Genomic DNA, 17,146 nt, shown 5'->3' on the forward strand with positions numbered 1-17,146 from the left:
AGTAGCCGAGCATGATCGATGGCAGTCCGGTGATGAGCCAGGGGAAGAAGGCCATCAGCACACAGGCCAGCAGGATCAGGGCGACGAACGGCACCACCGCCTTGTAGAGATCGACGATCTCGACCCCCTTGGGTGACACCCCTTTCATGTAAAAAAGCGCGTAACCGAACGGTGGCGTGAGGAAGGAGGTCTGCAGCACGACCGCCACCATCACCACGAACCACAGCACGTCGATACCCATCTGGTTGATGATCGGCAGCATGATCGGGAAGCTCAGCAGCACGATACCGGTCCAGTCGAGGAACATTCCCAGCACGAACACCAGCGCGAACATGAAAATCAGGGCGCCAATCGTGCCGCCCGGCATGGCCATGACCAGATCGTTGATCACGGTCATGCCGCCGCCACGGGAGAAGACCCCGGTGAAGGCGGTGGCGCCGACCAGTACCAGCATCACCATGGTGGTGGTCTTGCTGGCGTCGATCATCGTGCGAAAGCAGGTGCCGATCCTGCGATCACCGAAGATCATGAACAGGAGGAAGGCGATCAGCACGCCGATGGCCGAGGCCTCGGTGGCGGTGGCGATGCCGGTGAACAGTGCGCCGAGCACGCCGAGAATCAGCGACATGGGCGGCAGCACGTACTTCACCAGCATCATCATCAGTTGGCCGGTAGAGTACTCGGCGCGCTCTTCGACCGCCACCGGCGGTCCGTAGGAGGGCTTGAGGTGGCAGATCACCAGGACGTAGAGCGCATACATGGCCCCCAGCAGCAGGCCCGGCACCAACGCGCCGGCAAACAGCGCGCCCACCGACACCGGCGAGTAGCTGGCCATCAGGATCAGCATGATACTTGGCGGAATCAGGATACCCAGGCAGCCGCTGGCCATGATCACCCCGGTGCTGAGCTCCTTGTTGTAGCCATACTTGAGCATCGGCACCAGCGCGATCATGCCCATCACGGCAATGGAGGCGCCGACGATGCCGGTGGTGGCGGCCAGCAGCACCGAGACGATGACCACGGTCAGTGCCAGGCCGCCGCGCAGTTGCGCCAGCAGCAGGCGCATCACCTCGAACATCTTCTCGGTGACCCCGGAATCATTGAGGAATCTCGCCATCAACACGAAGAGCGGAATGGCCACCAGCACATAGTTGTCCATGGCGTTGCCATAGATATTGTTGATGATGGTGCCGAGCACCCGCGGGCCGGGGCCGAGGTAGGCACCCATCACCGCGACGCCGCCGAGCACGAAGGCCAGCGGATGGCCCATGAACAGGCCGACCAGCAGGCCGCCGAACATGAACAGGGTAAGCAGTTCCGGACTCAGGCTCATGCTGGTTTCTCCTCACGCAGCACCTGGATGGCGCGGATGACGATGGCGATGGCCTGTAGCAGGAGGGTCACGGCAGCGACGACGATCACGCCCTTGATGGGTGCGACCGGGATCGACACCATCCCGTAGGTGGTCTCGCCGCGGGTGAAGGCGCGCATGAAGAAGCTCCAGCCGAAGGTCAGCAGCATCCAGATGAACGGCACGAAGAAGATCAGATAGGCGAGGATTTCGATGACGGCCTGCTTCTTGCGCGACAGCAGGCGCTTGAGCACGTCGACCTCGACGTGGGCGTGGTGGCGTAGCCCGTAGGCGGCCATCAGCATGAAATGGGCACCGAAGAGCATCTTGGTGATATCGAAGGCCCAATCGCTGGGACGGCCGACGAAGAAACGCAGTGCAATATCGTACAACACCACGAGGGTGATCACGGCAATCAGGGGGGCAATGAGACGGCCGAATCCCTCGTTGAGGGCATCAATTGCCTTGGCAATGGCATTCATGGATCAGTCTCCGACGTCGGAACGAAGCCACCCCGGACAGAGCCGGGGCGGCTTGGATGTGCCTTACAGGCAGGCTTCAATCTCTTCCAACGAGGGGAGGTCATCTGTGACACGACTCATGTTATAGGGTACAGAGACATCGCGCCAAACCGCATACTCTTCGACGTACGCGATCATGGAATGGATAACCTTGGCATAGGTGGGGTCTTCACAGGCGCCACGCAAGAACACCTCATTGGCGACCTTCTGGATATTCTCGAGATCTTCATCTGAATACCGGTTAATGACTACGCCAGACTCTATGAACTTAGCGGTTGCTTCGGTGGACTCCATCTCTGAGCGAGACAGCGACCAGGCCAAGTTGGCCTCGGCAGCGATCTTCAGCTTCTCCTGGGTCTCTTCGGAGAGGGCATCCCAGGCGTCTTTGTTGATCATCACGCCCACCACGCTGGCAGACTGGTGCCAGCCCGGCACGGTCCAGTGCTCCACCACCTCGTCAAAGCCAGCGCTGTAGTTGACCCCGGGGGTAGAGAACTCAGCAGCATCGACCACGCCGCGCTCGATCGCCTGGTAAACTTCGCCACCGGCTAGCGTGACTTGCGAGCCGCCCAATTGCTCCAGTACCCGACCTTGGTCCCGCCCGGAGATGCGCAGTCGCTTGCCGTCCAGGTCTGTCAGGCTCTTGATCTCGGTACGCCCCATGAAGCCCGCCTCGTTATTGACGACGCCATGGGGCAAATACACCATGCCAAATCGTCCATAGACTTCCTGGTAGAGCTCGAACCCACCACGCTCCTGAATCCAGTTGAGGTAATCGACCGCAGTGAACAGGCTCAGGGTGGTCCCCAGTAGAGAAAATGCGGAGCTGTTGCCGGCCCAGTAGACTGGGGAGTCACCGGCAGCCTCGATGCCGCCAGTTTCAATAGCGTCGAACACCTCGGTGCTGGGCATTAACGTACCACCAGCACGGAAGTTGATTTGCAGCTCATCCTTGGTCAGCTTATTGACGGTCTCTGCCCAGCGGCGATCGATTTCGACGAGGGAGATGTTATCAGGCCAGGTAGAGGTCATGGTCCAGGTCTCTTGGGCCATGGCTGGCGAGCTGATGCCTCCCAGGGCGGCAAGAGAAATGGCGATTCCACCAGAAAGCATTTTTAAGTTGTAAGACATGGCGATGACTCCTATTGCAGCTGTTCTAGTAATTAAGCGGGTGTAATCTTTCTTGTAAGCACCCACGCACGCAGATCGGTCACTACCAGTGCGTGGGATGACGCACCATCTGGCAACGCTATATGGCACCAAATCGTTGCAGATTCTCTTCGAATCTCTCGTAGGAGATGGTCTTGTTAATCAAGCCTTCATCAAAGCAGAACTCATGTAGCTTGGTCGCGTCCTGATGCTGATAAAACTCTTCACACACCTTCTTGACCGCCTTGAAAGCAGCGAAAATAGTCAGGGGCCAATATATGGACATGTTCGCGCCTGCGGTCGCTTCATCGGCCACTGAATCCTGAAAGTCGACGCTGGTTACAATCAATGGGCCGTTAATCTTCTTCCTGAATTCAGCCAATGAAGCGACCGAGCCCTTGAAAGGAATAAAGCCCGCATCGGCACCTGCCTCTAAATAGGCATTGATGCGAGAAATCGCTTCTTCGGGATCGTTCTTGAGATAGATGGCATCAGTGCGTGCAAAGATAAGAAAGTTGGGATCTTTGCGCGCGTCGACGCACGCCTTGATGCGTTGGCACATGACGGGCGTGTCGAGGAGTACAGGCGTGTGTTCGGTATGCTTGCCAAACACGGTATCTTCGATATGTATGGCTGAAACACCGGCTGACTCAAACTCGTGCACGGTGCGCCAGATATTGGCCGCGTGATACCACCCCGTGTCGGCGTCACAAACCAGGGGAAGGTTCGTCTCCTTGGCGATCTCCCGAGCCAGACCAAGAAGATCATGCATTTGCACAAGCCCTACATCGGGAAGCCCATAAGCACTCGCGCCTGTCACGAAACTACCGGTATAGAGCACAGGGAAGCCCGTCTGCTCAATTATCTTCGCACTAAGCAGGTCATAGGCACCCATCAGCGGCGTACAGCCTGTCTCATCCAGCAGTTCGCGCAAGCGAACCCGCTTTTCGTACATATCCATACTTGTTCTCTTTGCTTTTGTGTCAGCGCATAGCTATGCCGCCATTGACATCGAGGGTGGAGCCCGTCACGTAGCGAGCATCATCGCTCGCCAGGTAAAGGGCAGCTGCAGCGATATCTGAGACATCGCCGTAACGTTCAAGGGGAATGCTTTTCTTGACCTCAGGCGAGTACTGCAAAATCTCGGTCATGTTCGTTTGAATCGCCCCTGGCGCGATCGCGTTGACCGTGACATTAAATGCCCCGAGTTGGCGTGCAACCGCCTTGGTCAAACACAAGACGCCTGCCTTGGCCACCGAATAGGTTACCTCCGAGGCAACGCCGCCTACCTGTCCCGCTACCGAGGCCATGTAAATAATGCGTCCGCTACGATTGGCTTTTGCATGGGGAATAAACGCCGTCGTGGCGTGAATACAGCTCATCAAGTTGATATCAATGACTTGTTGCCACTGGTCGGGGAAGATATCCTCAATCGGACAGGCGGGTCTGACGATTCCTGCATTGCAAACCAGAATATCGAGCCGGCCAAACGTCGCAATGGCCTCGTTGACCATGCGGGTATTATCTTCGGCTGAAGCGATATCGACGTGGGTGGGAAGTGTGGTTACACCGAAGCGTGTCGAAATGTCGGTCGCTACCCGCTTGACTCCTTCTACATCGATGTCTGCCAGGACGACATTGGCACCTTCTTTTGCAAAACGCTCAGCGATCGCAAAGCCGATGCCCTTAGCAGAGCCCGTTACGACTGCTGTTTGACCGTCCAGTTTTCGTATTGGCTTATTCATGGAACTGCCATCCTTTAATGTGCTGAAGCAAAACGCTTGGAGGTCCATCCCTCATTTTGTCTCGATACCCCGATGACTAATAACGATCGCTAGTATTTATCGCATTATTCTTATATTCATGCCTTTCACATCGCTTCATTCCTTACTATATCCGGTTAAGCGTGCTCGCAGATGGTACAATTGCGGACAATTTTTTAGATACTGTACCCGTATCGAATATGGTACGATCAAGAAAGTGCTCATCTACGACAGCCAGGCCATGCGCGACTTCATCGGTATCGACCTGGCCATCGAAAGCGTGCCGGACGCCACCACCCTGCTGGCAGTCGGGTTACCGGCTGCCAGGGGAGATAGCCGACCTGAGGTGACCAGAAAGCAACCGCTGACGCGACGAATATGCAGCGCTGTCGCTTCAGCCACTCAGAAACGAATTGATCAACGATTCCTTAATGCATGCAAAGTTCCGATTCGAAGATTGAACGTATTATTGACGGGGTGCTGGCGCGAATGAGCAACGGCACCCTGCGTGCCGGCGACCGTTTGCGCTCGATCCGTGAAGAAGCGACGGTCATGAACGTGTCCAAGAACACGGTGGTCGAAGCGTATCTTCGCCTCGTGGCTCGAGGTGTGCTAATTGCCCGTCCGGGGTCGGGGTACTACGTGTCTCGCACGTCGGCACGAAAGAAAGGTCCCGCGCTTCCTGCGATCCTTGGTGCCAGGCCCGTTGAACTGCTCACCGAGCAGCTCGAGCGACGCTTACCTATCCGACCCGGTGATGGCCGGCTACCCCCCGACTGGTTGGAGTCCCCCGAGATGCGGCGCCCCCTTTCGGTGATGCGGATGAGTGCCGATGATACGTACAACACGGCCTGGGGTTTTTTGCCGCTACGCGAGCGTCTGTGCGGCACCCTCGCCGAACGTGGCATTCAGTGCCAGCCCGGCCAGGTGCTCACAACGTACGGCGGGAACCACGGCATGGATCTGGTGATACGCTGCTATATCAGACCTGGAGACGCTGTGCTGGTTGATGATCCCGGTTATTACCCGCTTTTCTGGAAACTCGGTGGGGCGGGGGCACGTATCGTGGGTATCCGTCGCCATCATGACGGACCGGATCTTGAGGATCTTAGCGAAAAAGCGCGTCTTACCGGCGCCCGGCTTTTCTTCACTCAATCTCTTGCGCATAACCCCACCGGTGGCTCAATCACGCAGGGCACTGCGTATGGCGTCATGAAAGTTGCTGAAGAGCATGACATGCTCATCGTTGAAGACGATCCCTTTGCTGACATCCTTCCTTACACCGCACCCCGACTGGCGGCTTTGGATCAGCTCAATCGGGTCATTTATATCGGCTCCTTCTCGAAAACACTGCCGGGTAGTGTCAGAATCGGATACATCGCCGCGGCACCAGAGCTGGCGCAGGAGCTGAATGAAATGAAGGTGATCTCCATCATTTCCACATCAGCCCAAAACGAGCGTCTGGTTCACTCCCTGATTGAGGGAGCCCACTACCTAAAATACCTTCGCCGCTTGCATGACCGCATCCATGAAGCAACGGCCCAGACCGTGCACGGACTTGAAAACGTCGGCTTCAGCGTGCCGCGCCCACTGAGTGGGGGATTCTATGTCTGGATACCCCTCACCCCTACGATGCAAGAAAGGGATCTTGTCACCGAGGCCGCTCAGGAAGGTATTTTCATCGCGCCGTCTGTCGCCTTTTCCACTTCAGACTCGCCAGCATTAGGAATGCGAGTAAATATCGCACACGGTAGCGATCCTCGCTTTCTCGAATGGTTAGCAAGGATCGCTCATTGATTCTGCATGAGATGCGTCAATTTTTTCGGAGACATTTTGACCTTCCCTCTGGTTTAGGGAAACACTGCATAAGAACTCCTTTCAAAACCCTTGAAGTAGTACGTCATAACCGCCAGCCTGATGGATATGGCAAAGAAGATCGTATCCGATGAGTTCTGGGCAATCGTCGAACCGCCATTGCCACTGGAGCCCCTCAAGCCCAAGGGAGGGCACGGGTTTCCAACCGTGCTGCCTTGACCGGTATCCTGTTCGTCCTTAAGTCTGGTATCCCATGGGAGATGCTGCTCCAGGAGATGGGCTGTGGCTCCGGTGTCACCTACTGGAGACGGCTACAGAATATCCCTGATCGATCACCAGGCTCACCGCATCCGCCTTGAAGTCATCGGAAAACCGACGTCGAGTCTTCTTGGTCATGAACACCTCCATTGCCTCCATTATGAGGCTTATCGGGATGTCCGCTCCAATTGGACCACTTCATAGCATGACAATCACGGTGTGGCCCGCACCGTTTTGGCCAGTGCTCTACCGATAGTGGCTATTGCCTCATTGCGCTGTTCCATCGATGCCTCGGTCTGTGTGATGTAAATCGCAGCAATAAGTGGGGCTCGCTCCGGAGGCCAGACGATCGCAACGACTCCTCGTGAACCATGGCCCCCAGCTCCTGTCCTGTCGCCTATGTGCCAATCGTCAGGAATACCTGCTCGCAGCAGCGGCTCCCCGACCTCATTACCCACCAACCATTCCGTCAATGTCGCTTTCGCAGACGGCGACAGCGCGTCGCCCAGGAGCAGCCTCTGCAACGAATTCGCCATTGCCGCAGGCGTGGTGGTGTCACGCAGATCACCGGGTGTGGCTTCGTTGAGTTCAGTCTCCCAGCGATCCAGTCGCGTCACCTCATCGCCGATGGAGCGTAGGAACGCTGTGACCGCGTCGGGCCCGCCAAGCGCCTCCAGCACCTTGTTGGCAGCGGTGTTGTCGCTGGTCCGCATGGTAGCCGCGCAAAGCGCGTCAAGGCTTACCTCCTGGCCCAGCCATCCTTCGGTGACCGGAGAATAGGTGACAAGATCTGACTGGACGATCGGCACCAGCCGATTTCTATTCTCGTAGCCGGCATCACTCCGCGCAAGAAGCGCCCCACATGCCAGAACCTTGAACGTGCTGGCCATGGGGAACCGTTCATCGGCGTTGTATAGCCAGCTCGCACCGCTTCCAGTATCGTAGATTGCCAGACCAACACGAGCATCGAGCCGCGCCTCAGTCTGTCGAGCCGCATCAAAAATCAGATTTTCTGCGGCTCCGGCCAACTGTGATTGGGTGGCACAGAGAAGAGAAAACAGCGCCGCAAGCATATGCGCCACCCTGATTTCCTTTCGCCGCCAGGCAATGCTGCCTGGTTTTCGGATCCAGAACCATGTTGTCATCAGACACACCTTGCGCATTTCGATGAAAGTAAGGCGATTCTGCAAGCAATATAAAAGGCAAGCAACATGCGTAATTCTCACCCTCTGTTGTGCTAGTAGCTGGCCCGGCACCGGGCACTGCGATCGCCGCCTGATAAGCGCGAGCCAGACAGCCGATGCCTAGCGATCGACATCAACGCTATCGCCATGATGGCGCCTCCCACCCGGTATCCCGGTTGGCATCACGTCACAATCCCGACTACGCCTACGTTATTCCATCGCCTAGCCAGCCAGTATCTCATTGAACTCCAGCACATTCATGTCGGGATCGCGGATGAAGCAGACGTTGCGGCGTCCGTGGCCCATCATGACCGGCCCCTCGGTGATCTCGACCCCTTCGCGCGCCAGCCAATCCACCAGTTCGTCCATGCTCTCGACGATGAAGGCGGCGTGGGTGAAGCCGGGCCGCTTGATCGGCGCGTCCAGCAGCACATTGCCTTCTCTGTCAGGCACGCCGTTGTAGATCAGGTGGATGCGCAGACCGGCAGGGTGCACGAGCCCGCAGGCCTTGGCCTCGGGGGCAAACTCATCGGGGTCGCGCAAGAAGCCGAACTTGGCGTAGAAGGCTTCCGCTATGGCGAGATCGGTGACGCGGATGCCGATATGATCGAGACGCAGCGTGTCAAAGCGCATGTTGATGACTCCTGAGGGAAATAGGGCGATTCAGGCTTCGAGGCCGGCCCGGGTCCGCTGGAACGTGGTGAAACCGGGAAGGCCCTCGATCTGGCGCAGCCAGGCCCGGACTCTGGGGTAGCCGGACAGGTCCACGTTGCCCTCGGGGGCCCGTTCGATATAGCTGTAGAGCGCGATGTCGGCGATGCTGGGCTCTGCCGTTGTGGCGATCCAGCGCTGGCCTTCCAGCGTCTGCTCCATGACGGCGAGCGTGGCGTGGGCGCGCTCGATCACTTCGTCGGTGCGGAAGGGCGCGCCGAATACGGTGATGAGCCGGGCGGCGCAGGCGCCATAAGCGATCTTGCCGGCCGCGACCGAGAGCCACCGCTGTACCCGCGCCTCGTCGGCGGGATCGGTCGGCAACCAGTGGGAAGGACCGATCTTCCTTGCGACATAGACGAGTATCGCCAGCGAGTCCGCGATGATGATGCCGCCATCGTCGAGCACCGGTACCTCACCGAAGGCGTTGAGCGCGAGAAATTCCGGTTGCTTGTGGGCGCCGGCCGCCAGATCGACCTCGATCAGTTCGTGGTCTAGCCCGGTGAGGGAGAGAAACAGGGCGGCGCGATGTGCGTGTCCGGAGAGGGCGTAGTGGTAGAGCTTCATGGCGACGATCCTCTGCAGTTGATGGTGTCCTTGTCTCTTTTACATTCTGTCCCTCGGATCAAAGTGGGAGAATCCGTCAAAATCGCATTTCATCATTGCGAATTATGATAATAATGCTCAGTGACGGGCGAACGATGGGCAGGAGGCGCTATGGACAGGTTGCGAACGCTAAGGACCTTCATCTGCGTCGCGGAGCAGGCGAGCTTCGCCGAAGCGGGGCGGCGACTGGGGATGTCGCCCACCACCGTGACGCGGACCATCGCGGCGCTGGAGGCGAGCCTTGGGGTTCAGCTTCTGATGCGTACGACTCGCAGCGTCCGGCTGACCGACGAGGGCGCACTGTTTCTGGAGCGATGCCGGGCGGGGCTCGCCGAGATCGACGCGGCGGTCGATAGCGTGCGCGGTGGCCGTTCGACGCCGCGCGGCACCCTGACGGTAACGGCGCCGGTCATGTTCGGCCGGCTGCATGTCCAGCCTGTGGTCGTCGAGTTGCTGCGGCGGTATCCCGACCTTCAGGTCAGGCTGCTGCTACTGGATCGGGTGGTGAGCCTGGTCGAAGAGGGCGTTGATGTCGCCGTTCGCATCGCCGAGCTGCCGGATAGCTCGCTGCATATGCTGAATGTCGGCCAGGTGCGGCGCGTGCTGAGCGCGAGCCCGGCTTATCTCGCGGCGCGGGGCAGACCGACGTCGCTGGTCGATCTTCGCGATCATGATCTGATCTGGATCGAGGATGAGGCCGGGCCGCACCGCGGGTGGGGCCTCGATGAGGTTCGGCGTTCCGGGCGTCCTGCCAGGCTGACGGTCAACCACATGGACGCGGCCATTGCCGCTGCGGTCGCGGGGCTCGGCGTGGTGCGAACGCTCTCCTACCAGGTCACCGACGATGTCGCGGCTGGGCGGCTCGAGCACATACTTAGCGACGCTGCCGCCCCGGCGCTGCCGATTTCCTTGTTGTTCCAAAGTGGTCGTCGAGATCACCCCAACGTGCGCGCCTTTATCGACGCCGCGGAGCAACACCTGCAGGGAGTGCCGCTGTAGCGATGCGGTGGCGATGAAGCGCGGGAATGCTCATGTGGGGGCATGGTAAGTGCAGAGGATCAGCCTCAAGGTTGACGCCGACGGTGTCGGCTCAACGGCGCGACAAGGCCTTGCGAAATCCACGCCAGGCACCACCAAACAGCTTGGCAAAGAATTTGGCGCGCAACCGGGCATTGCGCTGCTCGATTTCACGCATTTTCGGATCCGGGTTATGGAAGGCCATGACTGTCACCCCACTGCTGTAGCAAGCACACTGGAGGCATATCACAGGGGCCAGCGCCTGTCGAGACACTCCGCTCACAGGATACAAAGGCAGGCCCCATCAAGCCGAACCGAGACGCACCAGGGCAACCAGCCGGATGAATGCTAGCGGCCCCCGGACGGCCACTCCCGTTCACACGGTTACCTCCCTGATCCGCTGGGTCATGCCTCGTTGGCTTGGTAGCATCTGTTCTAGACGGACTCGCTTACTCTGACCCTCGCATCCTCTTCGATGGGGCTCGACGACTTGCCCAGCAGGCGCAGTGCGTCTCGCTTCGGCGGCCTTTGGAACAGGCGGCCGTATTCGCGCGTGAACTGCGATACGCTCTCGTAGCCCACTTCGAAGGCGGCATTGCTGGCTGAGAAACCTTCGTCGAGCATCAGGCGGCGCGCTTCGATCAGACGAAGCCGCTTCTGGTATTGCCCCGGCGTCAGCGAGGTCATGTGCTTGAAGTGCTTGTGAAACGAGGTGAGGCTCATGCTGGCTTCCGCGGCAAGTCGCTCCACGGCCACGCGCGACCGGTACTCGGCTCTGAGGATGGCAATGGCGGTGGCGAGGCGGCTTGCGTGACTGTCCGGGTCTGCAAGCGACCACAGAGCCTTGCCGTGAGGCCCCGTCAGCAGCCAATAATGCAACTCCCGCATGATGCCAGGATGCAGGAGCGGTATCGCTTCGGGCTGATCCAACAGGCGCATCAGTCGCATTGCGCAATCCAATACTGCCGCTCCAGTATCTTCGGTGAATAACGTGCGCATTTCGGATGGGCGTTGCGGATGGAAATTACCGATGTGAGCGGTGAGTTCGCGCAAGATCGCCATCTCCAGCTCGACCGCGATTGCCAGATAGGGCTCGCTTCGGCTGGCTTGCACGATCCGTCCGACAACCGGCATGTCAGCGCTCACGATGACGGATTGGCCGGCAGGGAACACCGCCTCCTCCCGCCCGACGATCATACGCTTTGCGCCTTGCAGAATCAGGCATATCAGCGGCCTGTAAACCGAGTGCAGGTCGCCGGCAGGTGCCTCGACACACATCATTCGTAAGCCCGGCACCGGCGTTAGCGCCAGGCCGCTGCTGTTGGCGTGGCGGCTGGTATAAGCCCGGACAGCCTGTTTGAGCGAATCCATATGCTTCCTCCCGCATTTTGCGCTCGAACGTAGCATGACGGTGAAGAAGATATCACCAACCCTGCAGGATCAGGCAAGTTTTGCGTAGGCGTCGGCAAGCCTTGGTTTCGTCGAGTGGTTAAAAATCAATGCAACGCAGCCATGGTCTCACCGCCTTTGGCTACCACCCGATAGAGGACGAAATCGTGAAAACAGCGGGAAGCACCATTCTCATCACTGGGGGCGGCTCCGGGATTGGCCGGGAGCTCGCCCTGCGCTTCAATCAACTTGGTAACAGCGTGATCGTCGCTGGGCGGCGCAAGGAGACGCTCGAGGAAACCATCGCCGGTCGGCGCGACATGCACGCGATGGTCGTCGATATCGAGGACCCGGAGGCCATCGCTGCCTTTGCCGACCGTGTCGTCGCCGAGCATCCCGGCCTCAACGTGTTGTTCAACAACGCCGGCATCATGCGACGCGAGGACCTGTCCAGGACCCGCGACCTACGCGATGCCGAGCAGATGGTCATCACCAATCTGCTTGGGCCTATCCGGCTGACGAATGCGTTGACCGACCATCTGGTACGCCAGCCGGACGCGGCGATCGTGAACGTATCGTCCGGTTTGGCGTTTGTCCCGATGAGTGGCACGCCAACCTACAGCGCCACCAAGGCGGCCATCCATTCCTATACGATCTCCCTGCGCGAACAGCTCAAGGGCAAGGTCGAACTCATCGAGCTTGCTCCCCCCGCGGTGCAGACCGAGCTCACTCCAGGCCAGTCGACCCGCGAAGGCTATATGCCTCTCGATGACTTTATCGAGGAAGTCATGATGCTGTTTCGCGAACGGCCAACGCCTAAGGAAATCCTGGTGGAGAACGTGAACTTCCTGCGCTGGGCGGAGCGTGGCGGACGCTTCGATCAAGCGGTCGAGATACTCAGCAAATATTGAGCACCCCCATCCCATAGCGAAAAGGAGGCCTCATGACGGCATTCACGATCAACGGGCGCTCGGTAGACATCGACGCTGCACAAGATACACCGCTGCTCTGGGTGCTCCGGGAGCAGTTGAAGCTCACCGGCACCAAGTTCGGTTGCGGCGTCGCGCAGTGCGGTGCATGCACGGTCCATGTCGATGGCGAGCCGGTGCGTTCCTGCGTCTTTCCGTTAGCCGGTGCCGAGGGCAGGGCCGTCACGACCATCGAGGGATTGTCCGAGGATGGCTCGCATCCCGTCCAGCGCGCCTGGGTTGAATTGGACGTGCCACAGTGCGGTTATTGCCAGAGTGGACAGATCATGAGCGCAGTGGCGCTCCTGGGACGTAACCCGAGCCCCTCCGATGCGGAGATCGATGAGGCGATGAATGGCAATCTGTGCCGCTGCGGTACCTATGTACGCATCCGGGCGGCCATTCACCGTGCCGCCGAAGTCTGACGCGATTCGCCTCAATCCACACTTACCCAAGGCGCAGGTAGAAAAATGAAACTACAAGATTTTCCCCTCACCCGTCGATCCTTTCTGGCTGGCGCCGCAGTCGCGGCCGGCGCCGCCCTCGTCATTCCCCTTCGGCTGCCGGCCTGGGTACGGCAGAGCGAGGCAGCGGGTCTTTCGCAAGCCTTCATTCGCATCGACACGAGCGGCCAGGTGACCTTCGTGCTGCCCACCAGCGAGATGGGCCAGGGAACCCACACCGGACAGGCCCAGATACTCGCCGAGGAGTTGGGCGCCGACTGGTCGGGCATCGTCGTCGAAATGCCGAAGCAGCCGACGCCTGACTACAGGGTTCCTTTCCTCGGCCAGATGCGCTCCGTGGGCTCGCTCGGCATTCGCTTCTGGCACGATCCGCTGCGCCGCGCCGCCGCCCAGGCGCGGGAGATGCTGACGCAAGCAGCGGCCGAGCGCCTCGGGGTCGCGCCTGGAGCCTTGCATGCCGAGAATGGCTTCATCGTTCATACCGGCAGTGACCGGAGGATTCCCTTCGGTGAACTGGTGGAGGATGCCATGGCGTTGCCGGTGCCGGAGGAACCGACCCTGCGCCCCGACGGTGAGCGAACGCTGACCGGGCGCACGGTGTCGCGCCTCGATATACCGGCGAAAGTGACCGGCAGGGCCGTGTACGGGGTGGATGTCGAGCGCGAAGGCATGCTATACGGCGCCGCCCGGCTCGCCCCGGTCTTTTCCGCCGACGTCGAGTCGTTCGACGAGAGCAGTGTCGCCGGCATGCCGGGTGTGGTCGCGGTGGCTCGCGTGCCGCGCGGCGCGGTTGTGGTGGCGGAGTCCTGGTGGCAGGCCAGGCAGGCTGCTGATGCACTCGACATCACCTTCACCCGGACACCGGCGGACAACCTTTCCACGGACGAGATAGAGGGCATGCTTCGCGAGGCGCTGGACTGGTCCGATGTGCCGATTTCCACCTTGCGCGGTGACGCAGAGGCAACCTTGTCTAGCGAGGGTCAGGTCGTCGAGGCCGAGTACTCGGCACCGCTGCTCGCTCATGCGTGCATGGAGCCGATCAACTGTGTGGCTGAATCCAGCGCGGAGCGCACGGAACTGTGGATCGGTACACAGGGCCAGGACGTCGTCCGCATGACGCTGGAGAGCGCTTTGCAGTTGCCGGCTGAACGGCTATTCATCAACACCACCCATCTGGGCGGCGGCTTCGGTCGCAAGACGCATGGCGAGATCGCTCTTCAAGCGGCGCTCGCCAGCCGCGCCGTCGGCGGGCGGCCGGTCAAGGTGCTCTGGACGCGCGAGAACGACATTCAGCAGGGCCAGTACCGCCAGACGATGAGGTGCCGCTTCCGGGCGGTCCTGGACGAAGCCGGCGACATCACCGGCATGCGTATCCGCATCGCCGGGCCGCAGATGGGCCGCGAATACGGCATGGATCCCGAGCAGCGGGCGCAGGCAACGGGCAACCTGGCGAACTTCGATCCCTTCTCGCTCAACGGGCTGTCGGATATGTACTACGACATTCCGAACTTCGTCGTGGAACACGCCGTGGTCGATCTGCCGATACCGCTTTGCCCCTGGCGTGCGATTGCCCACTCCTTCAACGGCTTTTTCTTCGAAAGCTTCATGGACGAATGCGCCGCGGCGGCGGAGCGCGATCCGCTGGAGTTTCGCAGAAGCCATTGTGAGGGGCAGGAAAGGATGCTCGCCGTGCTCGACCGGGTGGCCGAGATGTCACGGTGGGACGAGCCGGCTCCGGAAGGAATCGCTCGCGGCCTGGCGGTAGCCGAGAGCTACGGCTCCTTTGTCGCACAGGTGGTCGAGGCGCGGGCCGGTGGTGGTGAGGGGATCCATGTCGAACGGGTCCATGCGGCCATCGACTGCGGGCGCGCGATCAACCCGGGCCAGGTGGAAACACAGATTCAGGGATCGGTCATCGATGCGCTTGGTGTAGCGCTGAGGCAGAAGGTCACGCTCCGCGACGGCCGTGCCGAACAGTCGAACTTTTATGACTATCCCCTTCTGCGCATCGGAGAGGCGCCAGAGGTCACGGTTGGCATTGTCGAGATTGGCTCTCCCCTGGGAGGAGCCGGTGAACCTGGCGTTCCCCCTCTCGCGCCCGCGCTGGCCAATGCGCTGTTCGCCGCCACACGACAGCGGGTTCGTAGTTTGCCGTTCTCCGATCACATCTAGATACCGTTCGGACAGGACGTCCATGAAGCCCTCGATGAGCGCTAGCGCAATGAATATAGACCTGCCGAGGTCCACGATGTATCTGGAACATGCACAAGATGTCCTTGGACAATGGCTTGCCTGGCGCAGGGTGGGGGAGGTCGCGCTCGTCGTCGTGACGGCGACGGAAGGCGGTGCCGTGCGCCAGCCGGGCGCCCTGATGGCCGTGTCCGCAGATGGCGGACGCTGCGGCTATATCTCGGGCGGATGTATCGATGCGGATGTCGCGCATCATGCCCGGCAAGCGCTGCGCATGGGGCGGATCGAACGCTTGAGATACGGCAGTGGCTCGCCTTTCATGGATCTGCCACTTCCCTGCGGTGGTGCGATTGAGGTTTGTGTACTGCCAGATGCAAAGGCCGATGTCCTGCGTGCGTGCCATGATCGGCTCGCCTCGCGCAAGACAGCGACGCTCAACCTCTCGGAAACCGGCGATCTACGGCTGGGGCGCCCGGTGGTGGCAGGCGCATTGTCCTTCCAATACACGCCCAGGCTCCGCCTGCGCATCGCGGGGCGCGGGGCCGACAGCCTGGCGCTTGCCCGGCTCGCGGCGGCGAGTGGTATCCAGACCGAGCTGCAGCTCCGCGACAGCGCCGAAATTCAAGACGCTCAGCGTCTGGGAATCGATAGCATCACGACGCTGACGGTCCCATCGACGCTTCCGGATCTGGGCGACGATCCATGGACGGCATTTCTTCTCGCTTTCCACGATATCGATTGGGAGGAAAGGTTGCTTGCCCAAGTCCTCCAAGGCCCAGCCTTTTATATCGGTGCCGTTGGCAGCAAGACGACTCATGCCCGGCGTTGTGAGAGGCTTCGTGCCGCCGGCATTGCCGAAAGCCAGATCGGACGAATCCACGGCCCCGTCGGCTTGGTCCCATCAATGCGCGAGGCATCGGCACTTGCTATCTCCGTACTCGCGGAGATCATTGAAGCCTATCAGCGCAAGGTGCGATTCCCCTTCGCCTCGACAGCGCTTGTACTGCTGGCCGCGGGGCAGTCTCGTCGCTTCGCAGGGGACGACAAGCTCCTGGCGCGGCTTCGGGGGCAGCGCGTCATCCATCATGCCGGGTCGGCACTTCGGGAACATGACCTTGCCGCCCGTATTGCGGTCGTCGGCCCCGATCAGGCCGGGCGAGCGGCGGAGCTGCGCGCCGCTGGCTGGACCATTGCGATCAATACGGATCTGGAGCAGGGCTTGTCGACCTCGCTGGCGGCAGGCATTCGCCAGGCAGGACAGTGGCAGAACGTCGATGCGGCGCTGGTGCTGCTCGCCGATATGCCTAACGTCCCGGATGCGCATCTCTTCGATCTTCGTCGCGCCCTGACACCGGAGCGCACTGCGGTCATGTCGATGGCGGGAACGGTGCCTATGCCACCCGCTCTATTCGATCGATCGGTCTTCGACAGGTTGCTTGGCCAGGAAGGCGATGCTGGCGCCGGCCGGATATTCCAGTCGTTGGAGCGTACTGCAACCGTTCCAATCCTCGCCGAGTGGGCGCTCGACATCGATACGCGCGAGGACCTGGCGCGGGCACGGGCCGAATCGGATCGGCTGGCCGAAACGACTCAAACCGGCCACTCATCATACAGGGATGTCTTCTAAGACTGGACGATACCACTGCCGGTAAGGCGTGTTGCGAACCACTAAGGCCGAGGCAGACATCCCGCGCGGGGCAGGAGTCGATTATCCATCCACATGGATAGTCATGGCCGATTTCGCGTCTTCTGCTCCCGGT

17 protein-coding genes and 1 pseudogene are annotated in these 17,146 nt (G+C 60.2%); 7 read left to right on the plus strand and 11 right to left on the minus strand.

Going from position 1 to position 17,146, the window contains the following annotated elements; genetic code table 11:
* The 5 genes from C1H69_RS00720 to C1H69_RS00740 all read right to left on the minus strand — a co-directional run.
* A partial coding sequence (locus C1H69_RS00720; RefSeq protein ID WP_102651509.1) for a TRAP transporter large permease occupies positions 1–1,333 on the minus strand: 1,333 nt, incomplete at its 3' end.
* Positions 1,330–1,833 carry a TRAP transporter small permease subunit gene (locus C1H69_RS00725; protein ID WP_102651510.1) on the minus strand — a complete coding sequence of 168 codons (504 nt, stop codon included), beginning with the start codon at positions 1,831–1,833 and terminating at the stop codon, positions 1,330–1,332. The genes C1H69_RS00725 and C1H69_RS00720, both read right to left, overlap by 4 nt.
* 63 nt (positions 1,834–1,896) lie before the next feature.
* Complete coding sequence (gene dctP / locus C1H69_RS00730; protein WP_102651511.1) at positions 1,897–2,985, minus strand: TRAP transporter substrate-binding protein DctP; 1,089 nt, start codon at positions 2,983–2,985, stop codon at positions 1,897–1,899.
* A gap of 136 nt (positions 2,986–3,121) precedes the next feature.
* Positions 3,122–3,982, minus strand: a complete 861-nt coding sequence (locus C1H69_RS00735) for an isocitrate lyase/PEP mutase family protein (RefSeq protein WP_102651512.1) — start codon at positions 3,980–3,982, stop codon at positions 3,122–3,124.
* Between the two features lie 22 nt (positions 3,983–4,004).
* Positions 4,005–4,766 carry an SDR family NAD(P)-dependent oxidoreductase gene (locus tag C1H69_RS00740; RefSeq protein WP_165789391.1) on the minus strand — a complete coding sequence of 254 codons (762 nt, stop codon included), beginning with the start codon at positions 4,764–4,766 and terminating at the stop codon, positions 4,005–4,007.
* Positions 4,767–5,219: 453 nt separating this feature from the next.
* Here C1H69_RS00740 and C1H69_RS00750 point away from each other — a divergent pair, with 453 nt between their 5' ends.
* Complete coding sequence (locus tag C1H69_RS00750; protein WP_102651515.1) at positions 5,220–6,581, plus strand: aminotransferase-like domain-containing protein; 1,362 nt, start codon at positions 5,220–5,222, stop codon at positions 6,579–6,581.
* Between the two features lie 126 nt (positions 6,582–6,707).
* Positions 6,708–6,919 (plus strand): annotated as a pseudogene (locus tag C1H69_RS24005) (transposase); the annotation flags it as partial.
* Here C1H69_RS24005 and C1H69_RS24010 read toward each other — a convergent pair.
* The 4 genes from C1H69_RS24010 to C1H69_RS00770 all read right to left on the minus strand — a co-directional run bounded on the left by C1H69_RS24010 (position 6,894) and on the right by C1H69_RS00770 (position 9,319).
* On the minus strand, positions 6,894–7,016 hold the full coding sequence (locus C1H69_RS24010) for a transposase (RefSeq protein ID WP_338066157.1): 123 nt from the start codon (positions 7,014–7,016) through the stop codon (positions 6,894–6,896). The pseudogene C1H69_RS24005 and the gene C1H69_RS24010 overlap by 26 nt on opposite strands.
* Before the next feature lie 53 nt (positions 7,017–7,069).
* Positions 7,070–7,930, minus strand: a complete 861-nt coding sequence (gene bla / locus C1H69_RS00760) for a class A beta-lactamase (RefSeq protein WP_102651583.1) — start codon at positions 7,928–7,930, stop codon at positions 7,070–7,072.
* A 333-nt stretch (positions 7,931–8,263) separates the two neighbouring features.
* On the minus strand, positions 8,264–8,674 hold the full coding sequence (locus C1H69_RS00765; RefSeq protein ID WP_102651517.1) for a VOC family protein: 411 nt from the start codon (positions 8,672–8,674) through the stop codon (positions 8,264–8,266).
* Between the two features lie 30 nt (positions 8,675–8,704).
* Positions 8,705–9,319 carry a glutathione S-transferase family protein gene (locus tag C1H69_RS00770; protein ID WP_102651518.1) on the minus strand — a complete coding sequence of 205 codons (615 nt, stop codon included), beginning with the start codon at positions 9,317–9,319 and terminating at the stop codon, positions 8,705–8,707.
* A 150-nt stretch (positions 9,320–9,469) separates the two neighbouring features.
* Here C1H69_RS00770 and C1H69_RS00775 point away from each other — a divergent pair, with 150 nt between their 5' ends.
* Positions 9,470–10,357, plus strand: coding sequence for a LysR family transcriptional regulator (locus C1H69_RS00775; RefSeq protein ID WP_102651519.1), 888 nt, complete (start codon positions 9,470–9,472; stop codon positions 10,355–10,357).
* Between the two features lie 91 nt (positions 10,358–10,448).
* On the opposite strand, the gene C1H69_RS24330 is transcribed toward C1H69_RS00775, so the two are convergent.
* The gene (locus C1H69_RS24330; RefSeq protein WP_276308735.1) at positions 10,449–10,580 is read right to left on the minus strand and encodes a hypothetical protein; all 132 of its coding nucleotides are present in this window, start codon (positions 10,578–10,580) and stop codon (positions 10,449–10,451) included.
* A 230-nt stretch (positions 10,581–10,810) separates the two neighbouring features.
* On the minus strand, positions 10,811–11,746 hold the full coding sequence (locus C1H69_RS00780; protein ID WP_102651520.1) for an AraC family transcriptional regulator: 936 nt from the start codon (positions 11,744–11,746) through the stop codon (positions 10,811–10,813).
* Positions 11,747–11,874: 128 nt separating this feature from the next.
* Between C1H69_RS00780 and C1H69_RS00785 the strand changes: the two genes are divergently transcribed.
* The 4 genes from C1H69_RS00785 to C1H69_RS00800 are packed head-to-tail and all read left to right on the plus strand — an operon-like array spanning position 11,875 to position 17,013.
* A complete protein-coding gene (locus tag C1H69_RS00785; protein WP_240609754.1) occupies positions 11,875–12,675 on the plus strand; it encodes an SDR family oxidoreductase in 801 nt (266 codons plus the stop codon).
* Positions 12,676–12,707: 32 nt separating this feature from the next.
* Complete coding sequence (locus C1H69_RS00790; protein ID WP_102651521.1) at positions 12,708–13,157, plus strand: (2Fe-2S)-binding protein; 450 nt, start codon at positions 12,708–12,710, stop codon at positions 13,155–13,157.
* A 45-nt stretch (positions 13,158–13,202) separates the two neighbouring features.
* Positions 13,203–15,368 (plus strand): xanthine dehydrogenase family protein molybdopterin-binding subunit, encoded by a 2,166-nt coding sequence (locus tag C1H69_RS00795; RefSeq protein ID WP_102651522.1) that lies wholly within the window; start codon positions 13,203–13,205, stop codon positions 15,366–15,368.
* 22 nt (positions 15,369–15,390) lie between these two features.
* Complete coding sequence (locus tag C1H69_RS00800; RefSeq protein ID WP_240609756.1) at positions 15,391–17,013, plus strand: NTP transferase domain-containing protein; 1,623 nt, start codon at positions 15,391–15,393, stop codon at positions 17,011–17,013.
* Positions 17,014–17,146 lie beyond the last annotated feature (133 nt).

The organism is Billgrantia endophytica (assembly GCF_002879615.1).
Lineage (GTDB): Bacteria > Pseudomonadota > Gammaproteobacteria > Pseudomonadales > Halomonadaceae > Halomonas > Halomonas endophytica.